This window comes from Nocardia sp. NPDC059180 (assembly GCF_042754945.1).
Classification (GTDB): domain Bacteria; phylum Actinomycetota; class Actinomycetes; order Mycobacteriales; family Mycobacteriaceae; genus Nocardia.
On record NZ_JBHZBU010000013.1, the window covers coordinates 13,307 to 30,730 of the forward strand.

General features: G+C 65.1%; 15 protein-coding genes. 4 read left to right on the top strand and 11 right to left on the bottom strand.

The window, feature by feature from the left end:
* The first annotated feature begins 38 nt into the window (after positions 1-38).
* Positions 39-1,673 (top strand): FAD-dependent monooxygenase, encoded by a 1,635-nt coding sequence (locus ACFXNW_RS29330; protein ID WP_379421052.1) that lies wholly within the window; start codon positions 39-41, stop codon positions 1,671-1,673.
* 5 nt (positions 1,674-1,678) lie between these two features.
* On the opposite strand, the gene ACFXNW_RS29335 is transcribed toward ACFXNW_RS29330, so the two are convergent.
* From ACFXNW_RS29335 to ACFXNW_RS29370, 8 genes are all read right to left on the bottom strand, one after another.
* Entirely contained in the window at positions 1,679-2,473 is a 795-nt protein-coding gene (locus ACFXNW_RS29335) for a DUF1295 domain-containing protein (RefSeq protein ID WP_379421053.1), read from the bottom strand.
* Entirely contained in the window at positions 2,470-3,753 is a 1,284-nt protein-coding gene (locus ACFXNW_RS29340) for a class I SAM-dependent methyltransferase (RefSeq protein WP_379421054.1), read from the bottom strand. The genes ACFXNW_RS29335 and ACFXNW_RS29340 overlap by 4 nt, the downstream gene beginning before the upstream one ends.
* Complete coding sequence (locus ACFXNW_RS29345; protein ID WP_379421103.1) at positions 3,750-5,024, bottom strand: class I SAM-dependent methyltransferase; 1,275 nt, start codon at positions 5,022-5,024, stop codon at positions 3,750-3,752. The genes ACFXNW_RS29340 and ACFXNW_RS29345 overlap by 4 nt, the downstream gene beginning before the upstream one ends.
* A complete protein-coding gene (locus ACFXNW_RS29350; protein ID WP_379421055.1) occupies positions 5,024-5,761 on the bottom strand; it encodes a DUF1365 domain-containing protein in 738 nt (245 codons plus the stop codon). The genes ACFXNW_RS29345 and ACFXNW_RS29350 overlap by 1 nt, the downstream gene beginning before the upstream one ends.
* Entirely contained in the window at positions 5,761-7,071 is a 1,311-nt protein-coding gene (locus ACFXNW_RS29355; RefSeq protein WP_379421056.1) for an NAD(P)/FAD-dependent oxidoreductase, read from the bottom strand. The genes ACFXNW_RS29350 and ACFXNW_RS29355 overlap by 1 nt, the downstream gene beginning before the upstream one ends.
* A 65-nt stretch (positions 7,072-7,136) precedes the next feature.
* Positions 7,137-8,012: a MerR family transcriptional regulator gene (locus tag ACFXNW_RS29360; RefSeq protein WP_379421057.1), complete on the bottom strand. Its 876-nt coding sequence runs from the start codon at positions 8,010-8,012 to the stop codon at positions 7,137-7,139.
* A 111-nt stretch (positions 8,013-8,123) separates the two neighbouring features.
* Positions 8,124-8,621, bottom strand: coding sequence for a DUF6764 family protein (locus ACFXNW_RS29365; protein ID WP_379421058.1), 498 nt, complete (start codon positions 8,619-8,621; stop codon positions 8,124-8,126).
* Between the two features lie 189 nt (positions 8,622-8,810).
* Positions 8,811-9,401, bottom strand: coding sequence for a lipocalin family protein (locus ACFXNW_RS29370; RefSeq protein WP_379421059.1), 591 nt, complete (start codon positions 9,399-9,401; stop codon positions 8,811-8,813).
* A 243-nt stretch (positions 9,402-9,644) separates the two neighbouring features.
* Here ACFXNW_RS29370 and ACFXNW_RS29375 point away from each other — a divergent pair, with 243 nt between their 5' ends.
* The 3 genes from ACFXNW_RS29375 to ACFXNW_RS29385 all read left to right on the top strand — a co-directional run bounded on the left by ACFXNW_RS29375 (position 9,645) and on the right by ACFXNW_RS29385 (position 14,651).
* Positions 9,645-11,123, top strand: coding sequence for an SDR family oxidoreductase (locus ACFXNW_RS29375; RefSeq protein ID WP_379421060.1), 1,479 nt, complete (start codon positions 9,645-9,647; stop codon positions 11,121-11,123).
* Positions 11,124-11,160: 37 nt separating this feature from the next.
* A complete protein-coding gene (locus ACFXNW_RS29380) occupies positions 11,161-12,528 on the top strand; it encodes a cryptochrome/photolyase family protein (RefSeq protein WP_379421061.1) in 1,368 nt (455 codons plus the stop codon).
* 71 nt (positions 12,529-12,599) lie between these two features.
* Positions 12,600-14,651, top strand: a complete 2,052-nt coding sequence (locus ACFXNW_RS29385) for an MMPL family transporter (RefSeq protein WP_379421062.1) — start codon at positions 12,600-12,602, stop codon at positions 14,649-14,651.
* Between the two features lie 59 nt (positions 14,652-14,710).
* On the opposite strand, the gene ACFXNW_RS29390 is transcribed toward ACFXNW_RS29385, so the two are convergent.
* The 3 genes from ACFXNW_RS29390 to ACFXNW_RS29400 form a co-directional block, all read right to left on the bottom strand.
* Positions 14,711-15,370: a fasciclin domain-containing protein gene (locus ACFXNW_RS29390; RefSeq protein WP_379421063.1), complete on the bottom strand. Its 660-nt coding sequence runs from the start codon at positions 15,368-15,370 to the stop codon at positions 14,711-14,713.
* A 475-nt stretch (positions 15,371-15,845) separates the two neighbouring features.
* On the bottom strand, positions 15,846-16,664 hold the full coding sequence (locus ACFXNW_RS29395) for a MerR family transcriptional regulator (protein ID WP_379421064.1): 819 nt from the start codon (positions 16,662-16,664) through the stop codon (positions 15,846-15,848).
* Between the two features lie 70 nt (positions 16,665-16,734).
* Entirely contained in the window at positions 16,735-17,364 is a 630-nt protein-coding gene (locus ACFXNW_RS29400) for a DUF4203 domain-containing protein (RefSeq protein ID WP_379421065.1), read from the bottom strand.
* Positions 17,365-17,424 lie beyond the last annotated feature (60 nt).

A 17,424-nucleotide genomic window follows, 5' to 3' on the forward strand; every position in this document is an offset into this window, starting at 1 on the left:
ACACTGACGCGGATTCCTCCACTACGAGGTGATGGCGCATGTTCGACACCGATGTCCTCATCGTCGGCGCCGGTCCGGTGGGATCGGCCGCGGCCGTCGAGTTGTCCAGGCGGGGTGTGCGCTGCCGGATCGTGGACAAGCTGGCCGTTCCACCGCAGTATGCGAAGGCGGTCGGAATTCAACCCCGCACGCTGGAACTGTTCGAGTCGATGGGCGTGCTCCGGGATATCCTCGACGCCGCGATCAGGCTGCACGGGCAGTTGGTCTTCATCAACGGGGTCGAGGCCGAGCGGCTGGATCTGACGTTGCCACCTGATGTGCCGTTCGGTTTCATCGGAATCCCCCAGTACGAGACCGAGCGCATTCTCTGGCAACGATTGGAGTCGACGGGGACGCGCATAGAGCGCGGCACCGAGCTCGTCGGGTTTACTCAGGACGAGGACGGCGTCGATGCCGTGCTCACCGGGCCCGATGGTGAGCACACCGTCCGGGCGCGGTACGTGGTCGGTTGCGACGGGGCACACAGCACCGTCCGCAAAGCACTCGGCCTGACGTTCGAGGGTGCGGCCTTCGCCGAGCAGTACATGCTCGGCGACGTGGAACTGGACTGGGCACAGCCGCGCGGCTTCGGCGTGCGGGCGATGCACCAGACCGACGGAGTCACCGACGACGTCCTCGTGTGCATCCCGCTACCCGGCCGCAACCGCTACCGGGTGTCGATGCGGGTGCCCGCGGAGCTCGAGACCGCCGCGACCGGCGGAGTGCAGCACGGAATCGGCAGCGGACCCGGTCCCGAACTCTCCGACATCCAGGCCGTGCTGGACCGGCTGGCGCCCGAGCCGACCACAGCGTCGCACCTGCGCTGGTCCTCGATGTTCCGGATCAGCCACCGCATCGTCGACTCCTATTGCCGTGGACGAGTTTTCGTCGCCGGCGATGCCGCCCATATCCATCCACCCACAGGCGCGCAGGGCATGAACACCGGCATCCAGGATGCCCACAATCTTGCCTGGAAGCTCGCCTTGGCCGTCGCCGGGACGGCCGCACCCGAGCTGTTGGCGAGCTACGACACCGAACGCAGACCCGTCGGGGAGGAAGTGGTCGGCCGCACCGTGCGCGACGCCAGGGAAGGCATAGGGGCCGGCGAAACGGACGCCGACTACGTCCTGCGCCGCGAGGCCCAGCTGCTGATCGACTACCGCGACAGCCCCATCGTGACGCCTTCTGCCGCCGGATCACCGACGCCCACCGCCGGCAGCCGTGCACCTGACGCGACCGGACTGACCCGAGAGGCGGTGACCTCCCCGTTCCGGCTGTTCACCCTGCTCGCTGGGCCCGACCACACTGTTCTCGCGTATGTGGATGCCAGCTGCGACGAATCGGCGCTCGATGAGATCGAAGGCTGCGTCGACATGACCCGGGAAGTGACCGGTGGCCGACTGGACACCTACCTCATCGCCGCACCCGAAGCCAGAGTCCGGCCGACGAACGTGCCGGTCATTCGTGATCGCGACGGCGACTTCGCCCGCATGTACCACGCGGGACCTCGCGCCTTATATGTCGTCCGACCCGACGGCTATCTCGGTTACGCCGGATTCCCCGCCTCGAGGGACGATTTCATTCACTATTTCGAATCGACTTTCGGCCCGGCGCCGGCGACGCGGTCCGCCTGATCGGGTCAGATATCCCCGAGCCGGCGGCGCGGCGGCATCGGGAAGAAATACGCGGTGCGGCGTTGGTAGTCGCGATACCCGGGACGGTCACGCATGGTGTGTTCGAGCAATCGCGCACCCGTGCCGTAGACCAACAGGTAGGTCATCGCCAACGGCGCGACAATTGTCAGCACGCCTGGCCAGGAACTCGCAGCGACCAGCCAGATCCCCCACCAGACGCAACAATCACCGAAATAGTTCGGATGTCTGGTCCACGCCCAGAGCCCACGATCCATTACCCTTCCCCGATTCCGGGGGTTCGCACGGAATCGGGTGAGCTGATAGTCGCCGACGGCCTCGAAGGCGATCCCCACAGACCACACCAGCACACCCACACCGACCGCCACCCAACCCACGCCGGACGTCGCGTCGGCGGCTGCGGAGACCTGAACGGGCAGCGACACCAGCCATTGGGTGAGTCCCTGGGGCAGGAAGATGCGCGCTAGGGCAGTACTCGGCCGTTGTCCGTGGCGATCCAGCAGCGCAACGTATCGCGGGTCGTCGCCTCGACCGGCGGTCCGACGCTGCAGATGCAGGCTCAACCGCAGCCCCCAGATGGCGACCAGCGCGAGCATGAGAGCCTTCCGAACCGGCGAACCATCCCCGATCGCCGCCGCAACCATCGCGACGAGCACAAACCCGAGTCCCCACGTCACGTCCACGACGTTGTAGCGGCCGAGACGGCGCGCGACAAGATACGTCACCGCCTGGGCAATAGCGAGGGCGACCAGTGCAGACAGCCCGACCAGAACCAGGTTCATCGCACCCGCACCGCTCTCACAGTCGGTGGTGAACCGAGCACGGTCGTACTCGGCCTACGCAGCAGAATCTGGTCGACTCCCATCCGACCGTGCTCGAATGCGAGTGCGCCACCGGCCAGATAGAGCCGCCAGGTTCGCGCACCCTCAACGCCGAGCAACCGCACCGCGTCATCCCACCTGCCATCCAACCGGTGCAGCCACGCGCGGGCGGTCCATACGTAGTGCTCGCGCAGCGCCTGGACACCCCGTACCTCGAGCCCACCTGCTTCGAGCAGCCCCAAGGTGTCGCCGACCGGCCGCATCGCCATATCTGATGCGATGAACGCTTCGATGAAGGGGCCGCCACCCGGATGCCTGCCGTGGCGTGACATCTGCTGGATCAGCACCGGAGCACCCGGCGCGGCGGCAGCATGCAGGGTTCTGGCATAGCCGAGGTAGTTTCGCTGTCCGACGTGCTCGCCCATCTCGAGCGAGGCAACCGCGTCGAATCCGGTGTCGCTGAGGTCGCGGTAATCGAGAAGCCTGGCCTCGACCCGACCCGCGAGACCTCGTTCGGCTACTTTCCTCGCGATGTAGCGCTGTTGCTCGCCGGAGATCGTCAATCCGACTACATCGACGTCATAGTGTTCGGCCGCGTGGAGAGCGAGCGCTCCCCATCCACAACCGACATCGAGCAGTCGCATGCCCGGCGAAAGGTCGAGCTTGCGACACACCAGATCGAGCTTGTCCAGCTGGGCCTCATCCAGGGCGGCGGCGGCCTGCCGGGGGTCCTCGGGGATACCGCGGGTGAAGTAGGCGCACGAGTAGGTCATCGCGGGGTCGAGCAGCAGTGCGTAGAAGTCGTTGGAAATGTCATAGTGATGTCTGATCGCAGCCCGGTCCCGGGCACGCGTATTTCGGCGGCCGCGCAGGTTTACCTGTGTCTCGGGGGCGGGCAGCCGAGTGCCCACGGCCCCGAGGCGTGCTGCAGCCCCGGCCACCCTGGCGATGTCGCTCCACCGCACATCGGGAGCGGATCGCCCGAGGGCGGCTCGCCACACCACACTCAGCGCTTCGCCCAGATCCCCCTCGACGTCGATCTCTCCGGTGACGTATGCCTGTGCGGCACCCAATTCACCCGGATGCCACAGAATCCGGCGCAGAGCGCGTGGACTGCCCACGATCACGCGTGGTGCATGGGACGGCCCTGCGACACTGCCGTCCCATGCCACCAACCGAATCGGGAGTGGGCCATGAAGCATCGGCCGAAGGACCGACTCGAGGCGCGCGGCGACTGTCATGTCAACTCCCGGTTCCGCTCGAGGACGAAGTGCTGGACGTCGAGGTATCCGGAACGGAATCCGGCCTCGGAGTAGGCCAGGTAGAACCGCCACAGTCGGCGGAATGTGGCATCGAATCCCACATTGGCGATCTCGTCGGCACGACTGTCGAAGCGCTCCCGCCATAGCCGGAGAGTCTCCGCATAATGCGGCCCGAATCCGGCGCGGCCACACACCCGCAGCGGCGTGTAGCGGGCGAGGGTGGATTCGATCGCCTCGGTGGAGGGCAGGAAACCGCCGGGGAAGACGTGCTTCTGTATCCAGGTGTAAGTGTTACGGCTGGCGAGCATGCGATCGTGCGGCATCGTGATCACCTGTAGGGCGATGCGCCCGCCGGGGTCGAGCAATCTGTTCAGACATTCGACATAGGTTCGCCAGTATCGGTATCCGACCGCTTCGAGCATTTCCACCGACACGATCGCGTCGTAGCTTCCCCGGATGCTGCGGTAGTCGCACAGCTCGAGCGTCACCGCATGTGCGTAGCCGGCTCGGGCGACGCGACGGCGCGCCAGCTCCAACTGCTGAGTGGACAGAGTCACGGAGTGGACCGATGCACCCCTCGCCGCGGCACGCACGCACAGCTCACCCCATCCGGTGCCGATTTCGAGCAATCTGGTTCCCGATCCGACACCGGCCGCATCCAATATCGCGTCGATCTTTCGGTGCTGAGCATCTGCCAGCCGGTCCCAGGAGACCGGCCCGGCCGCGATGTCGGCCGGGTCGAACAACGCGCATGAGTAGGTCATCGTCTCGTCCAGAAACGCCTGGAACATCTCGTTCGAGAGGTCGTAGTGGCGTTCGATGTTCGATCTGGCGCTATCGACGGTGCCCGCGGCGGCAGATGGTGGCCGTGGCAACAGCACTGATCGCAACCGCTGCAATGGCGGCGGGATCAAACGGGGCAGCTGTCCCGCGAAGACCGTCAGCACGCTCGCGAGGTCGGGCGATGTCCATTCACCGACGGTGTACGACTCGCCGAAGCCGATCAGGCCAGTGGTACCGAGCCGCGAGAAGAACGCGGCAGGATCACCGATGATCATGCGCGGCAGCGGATCGTCGTCGGATCCGGCGCCGGCAACGGTGCCATCCGGAAACTCGACCCGCACCGGCAGCCGTGCGACGGCACGAGCGAAAACCATGGCGGCAGCGCGTGCACCGACACGAGCACGCCACCCATTGGGCGGTGGGAGCACGAGCCGGTGATGAGTCGACTCATCGAGACAGGAGTTGATCACGATGTCGTCCTTGGCGATGAATTGATATGGGGTCTGGGCCGCAGCGGTACCCCCCGCGCCCACAGCGCCATCCCCTGTCGGCGGATGCGGGCTGCGGTGAGCCACGGCGCGAAGGGCGTGCGCACGTGGGCTCGCAGCAGGTTTCGGGGTGTCACCGGAATCGGATGGCCGGTCATGACGGCGCGAAATGGCGGCTGGTCAGCGCGCTGCAAGGTGATCCGGATCGCGAGAGTTTCTGCGGGTTCGGGCAATCGAAGGTAGTAGCGGCCTTCCAGGTCGTGGAACGGTGAGACGTAGAACTGCTTGTCCACCTCCGCGTACCCCTCATCGTCGGGGTGCAAGATGTAGGCGTGGCGTTGCCCGTAGGTGTTGTGCACCTCGGCCACCACGCAGTTCGAGCTGCCGTCAATGCCGTGGCACCAGAACACGGTGAGCGGATCGAAAACGTAGCCGAGCACTCGTGCGCTCATAAGGGCGTTGATGCGCCCGATCCGACTATCGATGCCGCGATCTTCGAGCAGGCCGATCACGCGGTCTCGCAGATTGTCCGCAGGGCCATCGAGGTGATCCTCCGGGCGGAAATAGCCGAGTGGTCGGAGCAACCGCGGGAGCCGCGGCGGCGCATCGACGTCGAAAAACCAGCTGTAACCGCGATACTCGAAGGAATGGCGCACCGGGGCGGCACGGGCATGATGGATTCGCGTCAGGTAGAGCGCAGCAGAAGACGGCACCATCACGCACCTGCCCGGATCGGGGCCAGATCAACCGACAGCCGATCGCCGCTGATCCGGCGGGCAGCGCGCAGACCGGAGCGCGCCCCGTCCTCGTGAAAGCCCCAGCCGTGGTAGGCACCAGCGAATGCCAGCCGGTCGGAGTCGATATCGGGCAGGTGAAGCTGCGCAGACACCGACTCCGGGGTGTAGAGCGGATGCTCGTAGGTCATTTCCGCGATCACCCGGCCCGGATCGATGAAATGCCGCCCACCCAATGTCACCAGGAAACGACGATCGGCCACCTGGTCGATGCCCATCAACCTGGTGAGGTCATAGGTGACGAGCACCCCCGCCGCATCCCGTTGGTCGCCCGGCACCAGGTAATTCCACGAAGCACGCGCCCTTTTCGCGACGGGGAGCACGGATTCGTCGGTATGCAATTGCGCCTGGTTCACCGAGTAGGGCATCGCTGTGAGCACCGTGCGCATCAGCGGCGACGGTTCGGTGAGCATCGCCAGGGCTTGATGTGGGTGCGTCGCGATCACGGCGGCATCGAAGCGGCGTGGTCCGCCCTCATCGGTGACGACAACACCCATCGTGTCCTCGCGAATGGCACGCACCGGCGTACCGGTGCGGATCTCGGAGATCCGTGCGGCAACCCGCTCGACATATCGGGCGGAACCACCGACCACTGTCCGCCAGACCGGCGAACCGTGCACGGTGAGCATCCCGTGATGGTCGAGGAAATGGAACAGGTAGTGCGCGGGATATTCCCCCGCTGCCTTGGGGTCGCACGACCAGACCGCGGCGACCAACGGCGTGACGAAATGATCAATGAAGTAGTCGCCGAAGTGATGGGCCCGAAGGAATTCGGCGAGGGTGATGCCAGAGCCATCGACTTCGAGCAGCCGGGAGGCCGCGCGGTGGAATCTGGGAACCTCGGCGAGCAGTGCCAGGTAGCGTGGCTTACCCAGGGTCCGGATCGTCGGGAACAACCCGGCAAGCCCCTTCGCCCCCGCGTATTCGAGTCCGACGCGATCCGCGCGCACAGACATCGACATATCGGTGCTCCGCGTCTGTATCCCGAGCTCATCGAACAGCCGCCGCAGGGTCGGGTAGGTGCGATCGTTGTGCACGATGAAGCCGGAATCGACCCGTACACAGTGTCCAGGCGCGTACTCCACGTCGTGCGTGTGAGCGTGGCCGCCCAGTCGGGTGTCCTTCTCGTACAAGGTGACCCGGTCTGTCTTGCTCAGCGCGAAAGCAGCGGTGAGGCCGGCGACCCCGCTGCCGACGACCGCGATATCGCGTCTGCGACCATGGTCTGACATGGGTGCCACCCACGCCGCCACTGCCTCGACGGCAAGGGCTCGAGTCCTGTTGGCATCGTTCGATGTCATCTGTAGTCCTCGTATCCGGTGAAACCACTTGATCGGCGACCCCCACCCACAGTCGCCGATGCCTGCACTGTTCCCGCGATGGTGTCGACCGCTTCTTCCAATGTGCGAACTTTGCGCGCGTGCGCGAGTCCGATCGGTCCGGTCCAACCCGGCCCACCCAACAGCAACAGGGCCGGTGATCGGACCTCGTCGAAATCAGGCAGCGGTCCGGCGGGGCCGGTGTGTGACCACAGCAGGACGATCGGGCGGCGAGGTTGTTTGGCGACGGCGTCGGCCAAGGCGTCATAGGGAACCGCTGCCCCGAGCAGAAGCGCCGAGATGGCGGTCTCGGCCAATGCCGCACGCAACGCTTCCAGTGGCAAGACATGACCTTCTCCCGGTATGCACGCCAAGAGCACCGGCGGGAGCCCTTTCGTATTGCGCACCACCGGCACAGTGCGGTGCAGTGCAGCAGTTATCGCCCAGGTCAGGACGTGCTCCACGTCGATCAGCCCGCGCCCGCGCCGCTGCCCGGCCACCACATCGGCAAAAGCCGGTCGACACATCCGATTCCACGTTGTCACCACGCCGAAATGTGCGAAGTGCGCCGAGACAAGCACAAGCAATTCGGTGGCATCGAGCCGCTCGGCGGCAGCGAGGACTGGCGCCACCTCGCCCAGTACCGGCACCGGGTCCGCGGCCGAGCGCGCGGCCCTGGCTGCGTCGACTGGACTGACACCAGCGCGAACCAGATCGGCCATACGGCTCAGTACCGCCGCATCAGATCGCCCGAAGTGGCGGTGCTGACCGGGGAGTCGGCGTTCGGGACCCAGATCGTAGCGCTGGATCCAGCTCCGCAACGTCGCGACTGGAACCCCCAGGGTCCGGGCCATTGCGCTGACAGTCAGTTCGGCCCCGGGGTCTGCTCCACCACCCGCTCCGGCCAACGCCACCCCTTTCACCATCCCAGCGGACCCGGGACGACATGGACGCTTCGGCCGACCTCAGCCGAGCGATAGACAGCCTTGCCAAGTCTGGAAATCTCCGGCGAAAGCCATACCGCCTGTGCAGGTCGGTGTGCTTGTACCGGTTACATTCACCGCCGCTCCGGGCCCGGCGATACCTATCGACAGCCCGGGCCGAACACCGGCGGTGTTCACCTGCGCCCCAGGACCAACCGCGATAGCGGCGGGACCGGACAGGTACTGCGACGACGATGTCGCTGCGCCGCCGTTTGCGGCGATCGCCAGCGACAGACTCGTCGCCGCGGCGTCCGCATCAGCGGTACCGCCGAACCCATAGGCCGCGGCGGCGCCCCCTGCATCGCTTTCGGCCGCGCACGCAGCCCCACCATCAGTCGCTTGTACGGCCGCCGCACCTGGCGCCGGGCACGACGCCATGGGCGCCGCGTTCGCGGTCGCGGTACCCGCGAGTGCGCACAGCGATGCGGCACCCACGCTGACCAGCAGACCGATCGAACGTGTCGGGGTGGAACGGAACATGACGTTCTCCTAGATGTCGATGCCGCCCGTCGCTGCCCCTCGGCAGCCCCTGCCGGACGACTGGAACTCTGCCTGTGAGGTACCACACTACCGCACAAATGATGCATAAGCGATGCATACGATCGGTGGGGCCAGACCGAGCATTCCGGCGGGCGTGCCGCCTATCTCAGCCGCGAACTCCCCATCGGCCTACACCGTGCAGAGCGGGCGAATGTCAGCCGCGCCACCCACGGTCGGCGAGGTGAGCAGAATGCAGGGGTCGTAGCCGCGGTCGGCAACCACCGCTCGAATCTCACGCCACTGCGCCGCATCGACGGCCGTGGATCGAGACAGCACGAATCCGGACAATCGCAATGGATCGCCCACGACCGCCCAGGAATAGTCGTCGGCGACAAACGTCACGACGTAATTGGGCGGACCATCGAGAGAATCTCGAGACGGGACCCGAGGAAAGCTGACATGCAGCTGCGCCCGGCTGACCGGATCAACCACTCGCGCGTTGCCGACAATGCGGTTCGTGCTTCCCGACCAGGTAACACAACTGTTCTCGACACGGACATCGTTGGCGTCGATCAGCTGATAGTTCGCGACCGTGTCACGGGCACAGTCGAGATTGAACGGCTGCGGAATCGCCGCGACCTGGTGCCAAGTCCCGAGATAGCGTTGCACGTCCAATGCCGCAACGGGCATCAACGGTTGCCGGCCCCCAGTAGGCGCCGCGGCCACTGTCGCGGCGCTCACCGCACACACGAGCGCGGTAGCGGCCGCCACCCGAGTCATCGTCAGCAACCTTCGCCCGCACGCACCACCTGACCCCACGGCGACTCCTCACAGACCGGGCAGCCGGTCGGGCGATCGCGCACCCACCAGGCCACAGAATCATTCGAACCGAACTCCGTCATATTCTACTCTAGAATGATGCATAAACGATGCGATCGTCCCGGCCCGTAGCGCGGGCTGGTCACGACCGGCGGTGCGCACCAGCGCTCTCAGCGCAGTTTCGAACAGGAACGGTGATCGGCAATGAGGTGTGTAATTTTCGGAGCGACCGGTTACATCGGCGGACGGTTGGTGCCGGAATTGGTCCGGGCCGGCCACCAGGTCCGAGTTGTCGCCCGGACGCCCGCGAAGCTGGCGGAAGTGCCGTGGCAGGACCGCGTCGAGGTGAGGCGTGGCGATGTCATGTCGGCCGACGACGTCGGTGCCGCGGTCGCGGACCAGGAGGTGGTCTACTACCTGGTCCACTCCTTGACCCAGCGCAACTTCACCGACATAGATCAGTGTGCCGCCCGGATCGTCGCGTCTACGGCGAGGTCAGCCGGAGTGCGGCGCCTGATCTACCTGGGCGGCATCGTCCCCGAAGAGGTCACGTTGTCGCGGCATCTGGCATCCCGTGCCGAGGTCGGAGCAATCTTTCGCGCCTCCGGTGTCCCGACCGCAGAACTGCGCGCGGCGGTGATCATCGGCTCCGGCTCGGCCAGTTTCGAGATGCTGCGCTATCTGTCCGAACGATTGCCCGCCATGGTCACGCCGAGATGGGTGCACAACCGAATCCAGCCCATCGCGATCCGTGACGTTCTCTACTATCTGGTGCGCGCGGTCGACCTCCCCCTCGACGTCAACCGAGCCTTCGATATCGGCGGGCCGGACATCCTCACGTATCTGACGATGATGCGGAAGTACGCTGAGGTAGCCGGGCTGCCACGTCGGATGGTGCTTCCGGTTCCGGTGCTGACCCCCTGGCTTTCCGCGCAATGGGTCAATGTGGTCACCCCGGTGCCCCGCGCGCTGGCCATTCCGCTGATCGAATCACTTGTGCACGAGGTTGTTTGCCACGATCACGACATCGGCGACTACATCCCCCCACCGGATGGCGGACTCACCCGTTATGAACGCGCCGTTGAGCTTGCTTTGACCCGGATCCGCAATGCTCAGGTTCCCACCCGCTGGTCCGATGCCGACACCGCAGGCGCTCCGTCGGACCCGCTGCCCAGCGATCCGGAATGGTCGGGTGGTTCACTCTACGAAGACGTCCGCGAACAACGCACCGACGTCAGTCCGCAAACCCTCTGGACCGTCATCGAGTCGATCGGAGGTGAGAACGGCTGGTATTCGTTCCCGCTGGCGTGGTCACTGCGCGGCTGGATCGACCGTGTCAGCGGCGGGGTCGGCCTGCGCCGCGGCCGGAAGCATCCGCACCGTCTGCACGAGGGTGAGGCGCTGGATTGGTGGCGCGTCGAGCATATCGATCGCCCACGCCTGCTGCGACTTCGCGCCGAGATGAAGCTACCTGGGCTGGCCTGGCTCGAACTCGGTGTCGATTCCGAAACCATTGCGGGAGCTCGCTATTGGCAGCGTGCGGTCTTCCAGCCACGCGGGCTGGCCGGACACTTGTACTGGAAGATGGTCACACCGTTTCATCACATCGTGTTCGGCGGGATGGTCCGAAATATCATCGGCGCCGCCGAGCGGCAGACCGACCGCCACCCGACGGCGCGGTAGGGAACACAATGCTGAACAAAGACAGGGGTGCCGGCTCGTGGCGGTAGCGATCGCGTTGTTCACCCGAGACTTGCGTGTCCGCGATAATCCGGCTCTGACAGCCGCCGCACGGTCGGCGGAAGTGTTGCCGGTATTCGTGGTGGACGAGACCATCTGCGCATCAGAATATCTGAGCCCGAACAAGGCGGCTTTCTTAGCAGCGACCCTGGCCGATCTGGATGATCAGCTCCGTCGTTTGGGAGTGTGCTTGATCCTGCGCGGCGGCGATACGGTTCGCGAGGTGTGCCAACTGGTTCGTCAGTACTCGGTCGATGAGGTGCACATGGCCGCGGACGTCAGCGGCTACAGCCGTCGGCGCGAGGATCGGCTGCGAGCCCGGTTGACCCAGTTGGGCTGTCGACTGCGGGTTCACGACAGCAGCACTACCGTCGCTGCGCCAGGACATCTCCTTCCCAGTGGAGGCACTGACCATTTCGCGGTGTTCACTCCGTACTTTCGCCGCTGGTCGTCCATGGGGATGCGTGCCCCGCTGCCCGCGCCGCAGCGAATACACCTGCCAGATGGAGTTGGCACCGACCGAGTGCCGACCGCGGCCGAGCTGAGAGTCGGCGAGGTGTCTCCCGAGCTGGCACCAGGAGGAGAGTCGGCAGGACGGCGTGCCGCACGGGAATGGTTTCGTGACGGGATTGCGGCGTACTCCGACCTCCATGATGATCTCGCAGCCGATGCGACATCGCGCTTGTCGCCATACCTGCATTTCGGATGCTTGTCAGCCGTCGAACTTGTCCACCGTAGCGATTCGTCCTCGCCCGGCGGCGCGGCATTCGTACGCCAGTTGGCGTGGCGCGACTTTCATCACCAGATGCTGGCCGCGCGTCCGAATGCCGCCCACAGTGACTATCGAAATCGCAACGACCGGTGGAGTGACGACGACGCACTGCTGGCCGCATGGCGAGCGGGACGGACCGGTTACCCGATCGTCGATGCCGGAATGCGCCAGCTGGCCGCGCAGGGCTGGATGCACAACAGAGCACGACTGATTACCGCCTCCTTCTTGACCAAGACCCTGTATGTGGACTGGCGCGCGGGCGCACAGCATTTCATGGGCCTACTGGCCGACGGCGATGTGGCCAATAACCAGTTGAATTGGCAATGGATGGCAGGAACCGGTGCCGATACCAGACCGAACCGGGTCCTCAATCCGATTCGGCAGGCCGACCGCTACGACTCCGAGGGGGACTACGTCCGCCGTTGGGTTCCCGAACTCGCCCATCTGCGCAGCAGCGATATTCACCAACCTTGGCGGTTGCCCCGGGATGCGACTACCGGATACCCCGCTCGGATCATTGATCATGAGCACGCGGCCGCAGAGTTTCGTACGCTGCGACAACGCGATTCACACTAATGGGATCGGGCTCGAGCGACAATCGCATGTATGGCCTCCTTCCGCGAAGGAGGCGTAGGAGGGGTGTCGAGGTGAATCTCTGGAATCGGTACGCCTCGCTGGTCAGTTCCCGGAGGTCGTGGTGGCTACTGGTCGTCTTGGCCATTGGTGCGATGGGTCTGATCGGGGCTATCGGGGAGAACGAGTCGGCCGGTGAAGCGCCGAAATCGCTACCGGATGGATCGCAGTCCGCGCAGATCGCTCAGTCGTTGGCGCAGTTTCCTGACGCCGGTTCCGCGGCGGCGGTGATTGTCTTCACCCGCGCCGACGGGTCGACGCTGACCGAGGCTGATCGGGCTGCGGCGCGCGCGGCGGTGGCGCGAGCCGGGGCTACGGCTCCGGACAGCGTGCGGCTGGCTCCCGCGCCGGACGGAGCTGCGGTGGTAGGGACCGTTACGGTGCCCGCTCAATTGAGCGGGTTCGCCCTCACCGATGAGATCGACCGTATCCGTACAAGCACAGTGAGTGGTCTGCCTGCTGGTATGGATGCCCAGGTCACCGGCGGGCCGGCGTTCGGTGCGGACATCGCCGATTCGTTCTCGGGTGCGAACGCGGCATTGTTGGCAGTCACCGCGGCGGTTGTCGCGATCCTGCTGATCGCCACCTACCGGTCGCCGGTGCTGTGGCTGCTGCCGCTCCTGATCGTTGGAGTGGCCGATCGGGTGGCGACCAGTGTGGGCACCGGATTGGCCGCGGTGACCGACCTCAGCTTCGACGGCTCAACATCGGGGATCACCAGCGTTCTGGTATTCGGCGCGGGCACCAACTACGCGCTCCTGCTGGTGTCACGCTACCGCGACGAGTTATACCGCCGGCCCGACCATCGGCAGGCGCTGCGACTGGCCTGCCGCCGAGCCGGACCTGCGATCCTCGCCAGCAACCTCACGGTCGTCTTCGCGTTGCTGACCCTGCTGCTGGCCTCGGTGCCGAGTACCCGCAGCCTCGGCGTGTCGGCGGCAGCGGGGCTGCTGGTCGTCGTGGTGTTCGTGCTGTTCGGCTTGCCTGCCGCACTGGCGGCGTGTGGGCGAAAGGTGTTCTGGCCCTTTGTTCCGCACGTCGATGGCCCCGACCGGATCGAGTCAGGGATCTGGCATACCATCGCGACGCGGGTGATCGAACGGCGGATTATCGTCGCGACGAGCGCCATCGCAAGTCTAGTGGTCTGCGCGGCTGGTCTTTTCACTGTCGACGTCGGGCTATCACAGACTGAGCAGTTCCGGGTGCAGGCCGAATCGGTGGCCGGCTTCGAAACATTGGCCCAGCACTACCCCGCCGGCACCGCGGATCCGGTTGTGGTCGTGGCGGAATCGGCGGCGGCAACGCGGGTTGATCAGGTGCTGGTCGAATCGCCCGGCGTGCAGCGCGTCAACCGAACCGGAACATCGGATTCTGGCATAACGCGGTGGGATGTGGTGATCGACAGCGCACCTGCGTCCCAGCGCGCATTCGACCAGATCGCCTTGATGCGCGAGGGCCTGGCCGAGGTTCCCGATGCTCAGGCAATGGTCGGCGGTAGCGATGCCGAGGCACTCGATACCCGCGACGCCGCCCAGCGGGACCGCGCGGTGATCATTCCGCTGATTCTGGTCGTTGTCCTGCTCATACTGGTCGTTGTGCTGCGGGCGATTCCAGCAGCCCTGGTCCTGGTCGCGGTGACTGTGTTGAGCGCTTTTGCCGCCCTTGGCATCGGCAGCTGGGTCAGCATCCACCTGTTCGGATTCCCCGCCATCGATACCAACGTCCCGCTGTTCGCCTTCCTGTTCCTCGTGGCCCTCGGCGTCGACTACTCGATCTTCCTCGTCGTCCGCGCTCGCGAGGAAACACCGGCGAACGGCACAACACACGCGGTCGTGCGAGCCGTCTCTTCCACCGGAACAGTGATCACCAGCGCTGGGCTCGTACTCGCGGCCGTGTTCTGCGTCCTCGGCGTCCTCCCTCTGATCACCCTCACCCAACTGGGCATCGTCGTGGGGCTGGGTATCCTGCTCGACACCTTCATCGTGCGCACCATCATCATCCCGGCACTGTTCGCCACGATCGGTGATCGCATCTGGTGGCCCAGCCGCCCGATGGAAGGCCGATAACGCGACGAACCTGCCAGGGCATTCGCAGACAGTGCCGACGGGAACTCAGCGCGAGATTCTCACTGTGGAATGAGGACGGAATCGATCAGGTAGACCGTCGCATTCGCGGTACCGATACCACCGCAAATGACGGCAGCGTCGTTGACCTGCAGATTGTCACCGGACCCGGTGATGGACACCGTGCCACCCTGCACCGTCGTCTGTGTACCCGTCAGGGCGTCCGGCGCGATCCGACCTGGCACTACGTGATAGGTGAGAATCGTTTCCAGTGTCGCCGAATCGGTTTTCAGACTCTCTATGGTGGCCGGATCGACCTTCGCGAAGGCATCGTCCACGGGCGCGAAGACAGTGAACTCACCACCGTTGAGCGTATCGACCAGGTTGACTTCCGGATTCAGTTGGCCCGATACCGCGGCGGTGAGGTTGGTCAGCATCGGATTGTTCGATGCCGCTACCGCGACCGGTTCTTCGGACATGCCTTCGATCGACCCCGGGCCGGTAGGAACTTGCTCGGCGTATTCCGTACAGCCCGGACCAACGAGGTTCGCCTGGGACGCATCGGTCGTCGTCGGTGACATCGTTTCGGTCGTCATCGGCTGCATCGTTGTTCCTTCCGCCGAGTCGGATGATGAGTCATCCGTCGTACACGCGGCTACGCCGAACAATGCCAACGCCCCCACACCAATTGCTGCCACTGTCATTCGTGCGTTGCTCCTCATTTCCTCCACCTTTCGTTCGTTGGACGTGGCAGCTGAATCGCTGAGTTCACGACAGCTCTGATAAGCCCCTCACAACCGTGACCGTGGATACCCGCGGCGTCCAATTCGGTGCGGATCATCGTTGATCACCGCAGGTAACGGCCAGGGTCGAGATTTTTCGATGCAACTCCGATGCACTGAAGCGCATCGACCTCGCAGCGCACCGCGCTGGAAACGCACAGCGTTCGCGGGGCCCGAGCGCAGCGGCCGAAGGTCTAGTCGAATCACCCTGTGCCGCTATATGCGCAGATGAAGACGTCATCGAGGGCGCGAGGCGCGTCGAACCCGCCGTGGTTGCGCGGGTATCGCCAGGCCATCGCGAGAAAGCCACGTGATCTGTGCCCACACCCTGATTGTCGCACCAATCACCGAAAAATGCATCGTTTACGCGTCGATTTATCCGCCTCGTGGGCCAGCAGCCACGACCTGCGCGCGCTCAGCGTCCTTCGTCATCGACTATTCGGTTCATGGCGTCCGCGAGTCCGGAAAGAATGATCGTGGCCGGCGGCAGGATGGCCGACTCCCAGCCCGGTCCACCGACCAGCACTCGCGCACCGGCCACTTCAGCGGCGCGTATCGCCGACAGCAAGGCGGTCGACTCTTGCTGGGACCACAGCACAACGGTGGCAGGGCGATCGGGACGCGCCAGCGTATCGGCGATCGCCGCGGTGGGAACATTCGCGCCGAGCATGCGGACCCGTACGCGCCGCTCGGCGAGTGCGGCTCGCAGGGCTTCCAGTGCCAATACGTGAGTCTCACCGCTCGTGCATGCCAGCAGGGTCGACTGCGGATCGGCGGTCGCGGTCGGCGGAGCGTAGTTGTGCAGCGCGGCCGTGATCGACCACGACAGCAGATGCTCGACGTCGACGCAGCCCTCACCACTGCCTTGGCGCGCGATGATCTCGGCGAAGGTGGGACGACACATCAGATCCCACGTATCGATGACACCGTAGTTGTCCAGATGCGCACCGAGCAGATCGAACATGACATTGGTGTCGAGCTCGAAAGCCGCGGTCAGCAACCGCTCCCAGTCGCCCCGCTCCGGGGCCGCCCGCATTGTCATGATGGACGCCGCGGCACTCGCCGGACTCGAACCAGCCCGAACCAACGCCAGCATCTGCTCCACCTGCGCGATATCGGCCGCACTATAGAGGCGATGCCGTCCGGGTCGACGCGCAGGACCGATGCCATAGCGCTGGTTCCAGCTCCGCAGCGTTGCCGTCGGTATGCCGAGGCGCTCAGCGACTACGCGCACCGGAAATCCAGATGCGTCGGAAAACGAAACCTGGCCGACCTGCATAGGCCTATCTTGCCTCGACAGTCGACTACCCCGCAGGCCAGCCGCCGTTGCGCTGACGCATATCGGGGCTGTCACCCTCACCGTCTCCGGCTAGGTGCTCGATCCCCAGTTTCTCGGCGAAGAGATGGCGCTGGACGATCCAGCCGAGGACCGACAGCCCGACCCAGGCCAGCGTCGAGGTGATCTGCTGCCAGCCGGCTTCCGGACTACGGAGAAACTCCAGCGAGTCATCCATCCGAGCGACGCCGCTCAGGATCATGCTCGCGCCCCCGATCGAGGTCAACCAGAGCAGTGCACGGGCACGGAACTTCTCCGCCAGAAACGCACCCGCGACACACACCGCAAGCGCGACGATCATGCTCAACGCCCAGTTCTTGTCGCCCGGTTGCAGCACGACGGCCAGCTTCGTGCCGATCATCGCACCGGTGAGCCCACCGATGAAATACGACGCGAACCGAAAGATCAGCGACGTCACCACCCACGACGACACCGCCCCGATCAGCGCGACCAGCAGCAACCACCAGAACGTCGCGTTGAACAAATCGGCAATCATCCACCCCAGCCCGAACCCGATCGCCAAGATCCCCAGATGCACCGACCGGATGCCGTAGAAGCACAACAGCAGACCGACCACTGCGACCACGAGTCCGTTCATACGTCGCGATGGTAGGACGCTCCGGTCCCATCCGCTTCACACGATGCGGGTGATATCGGT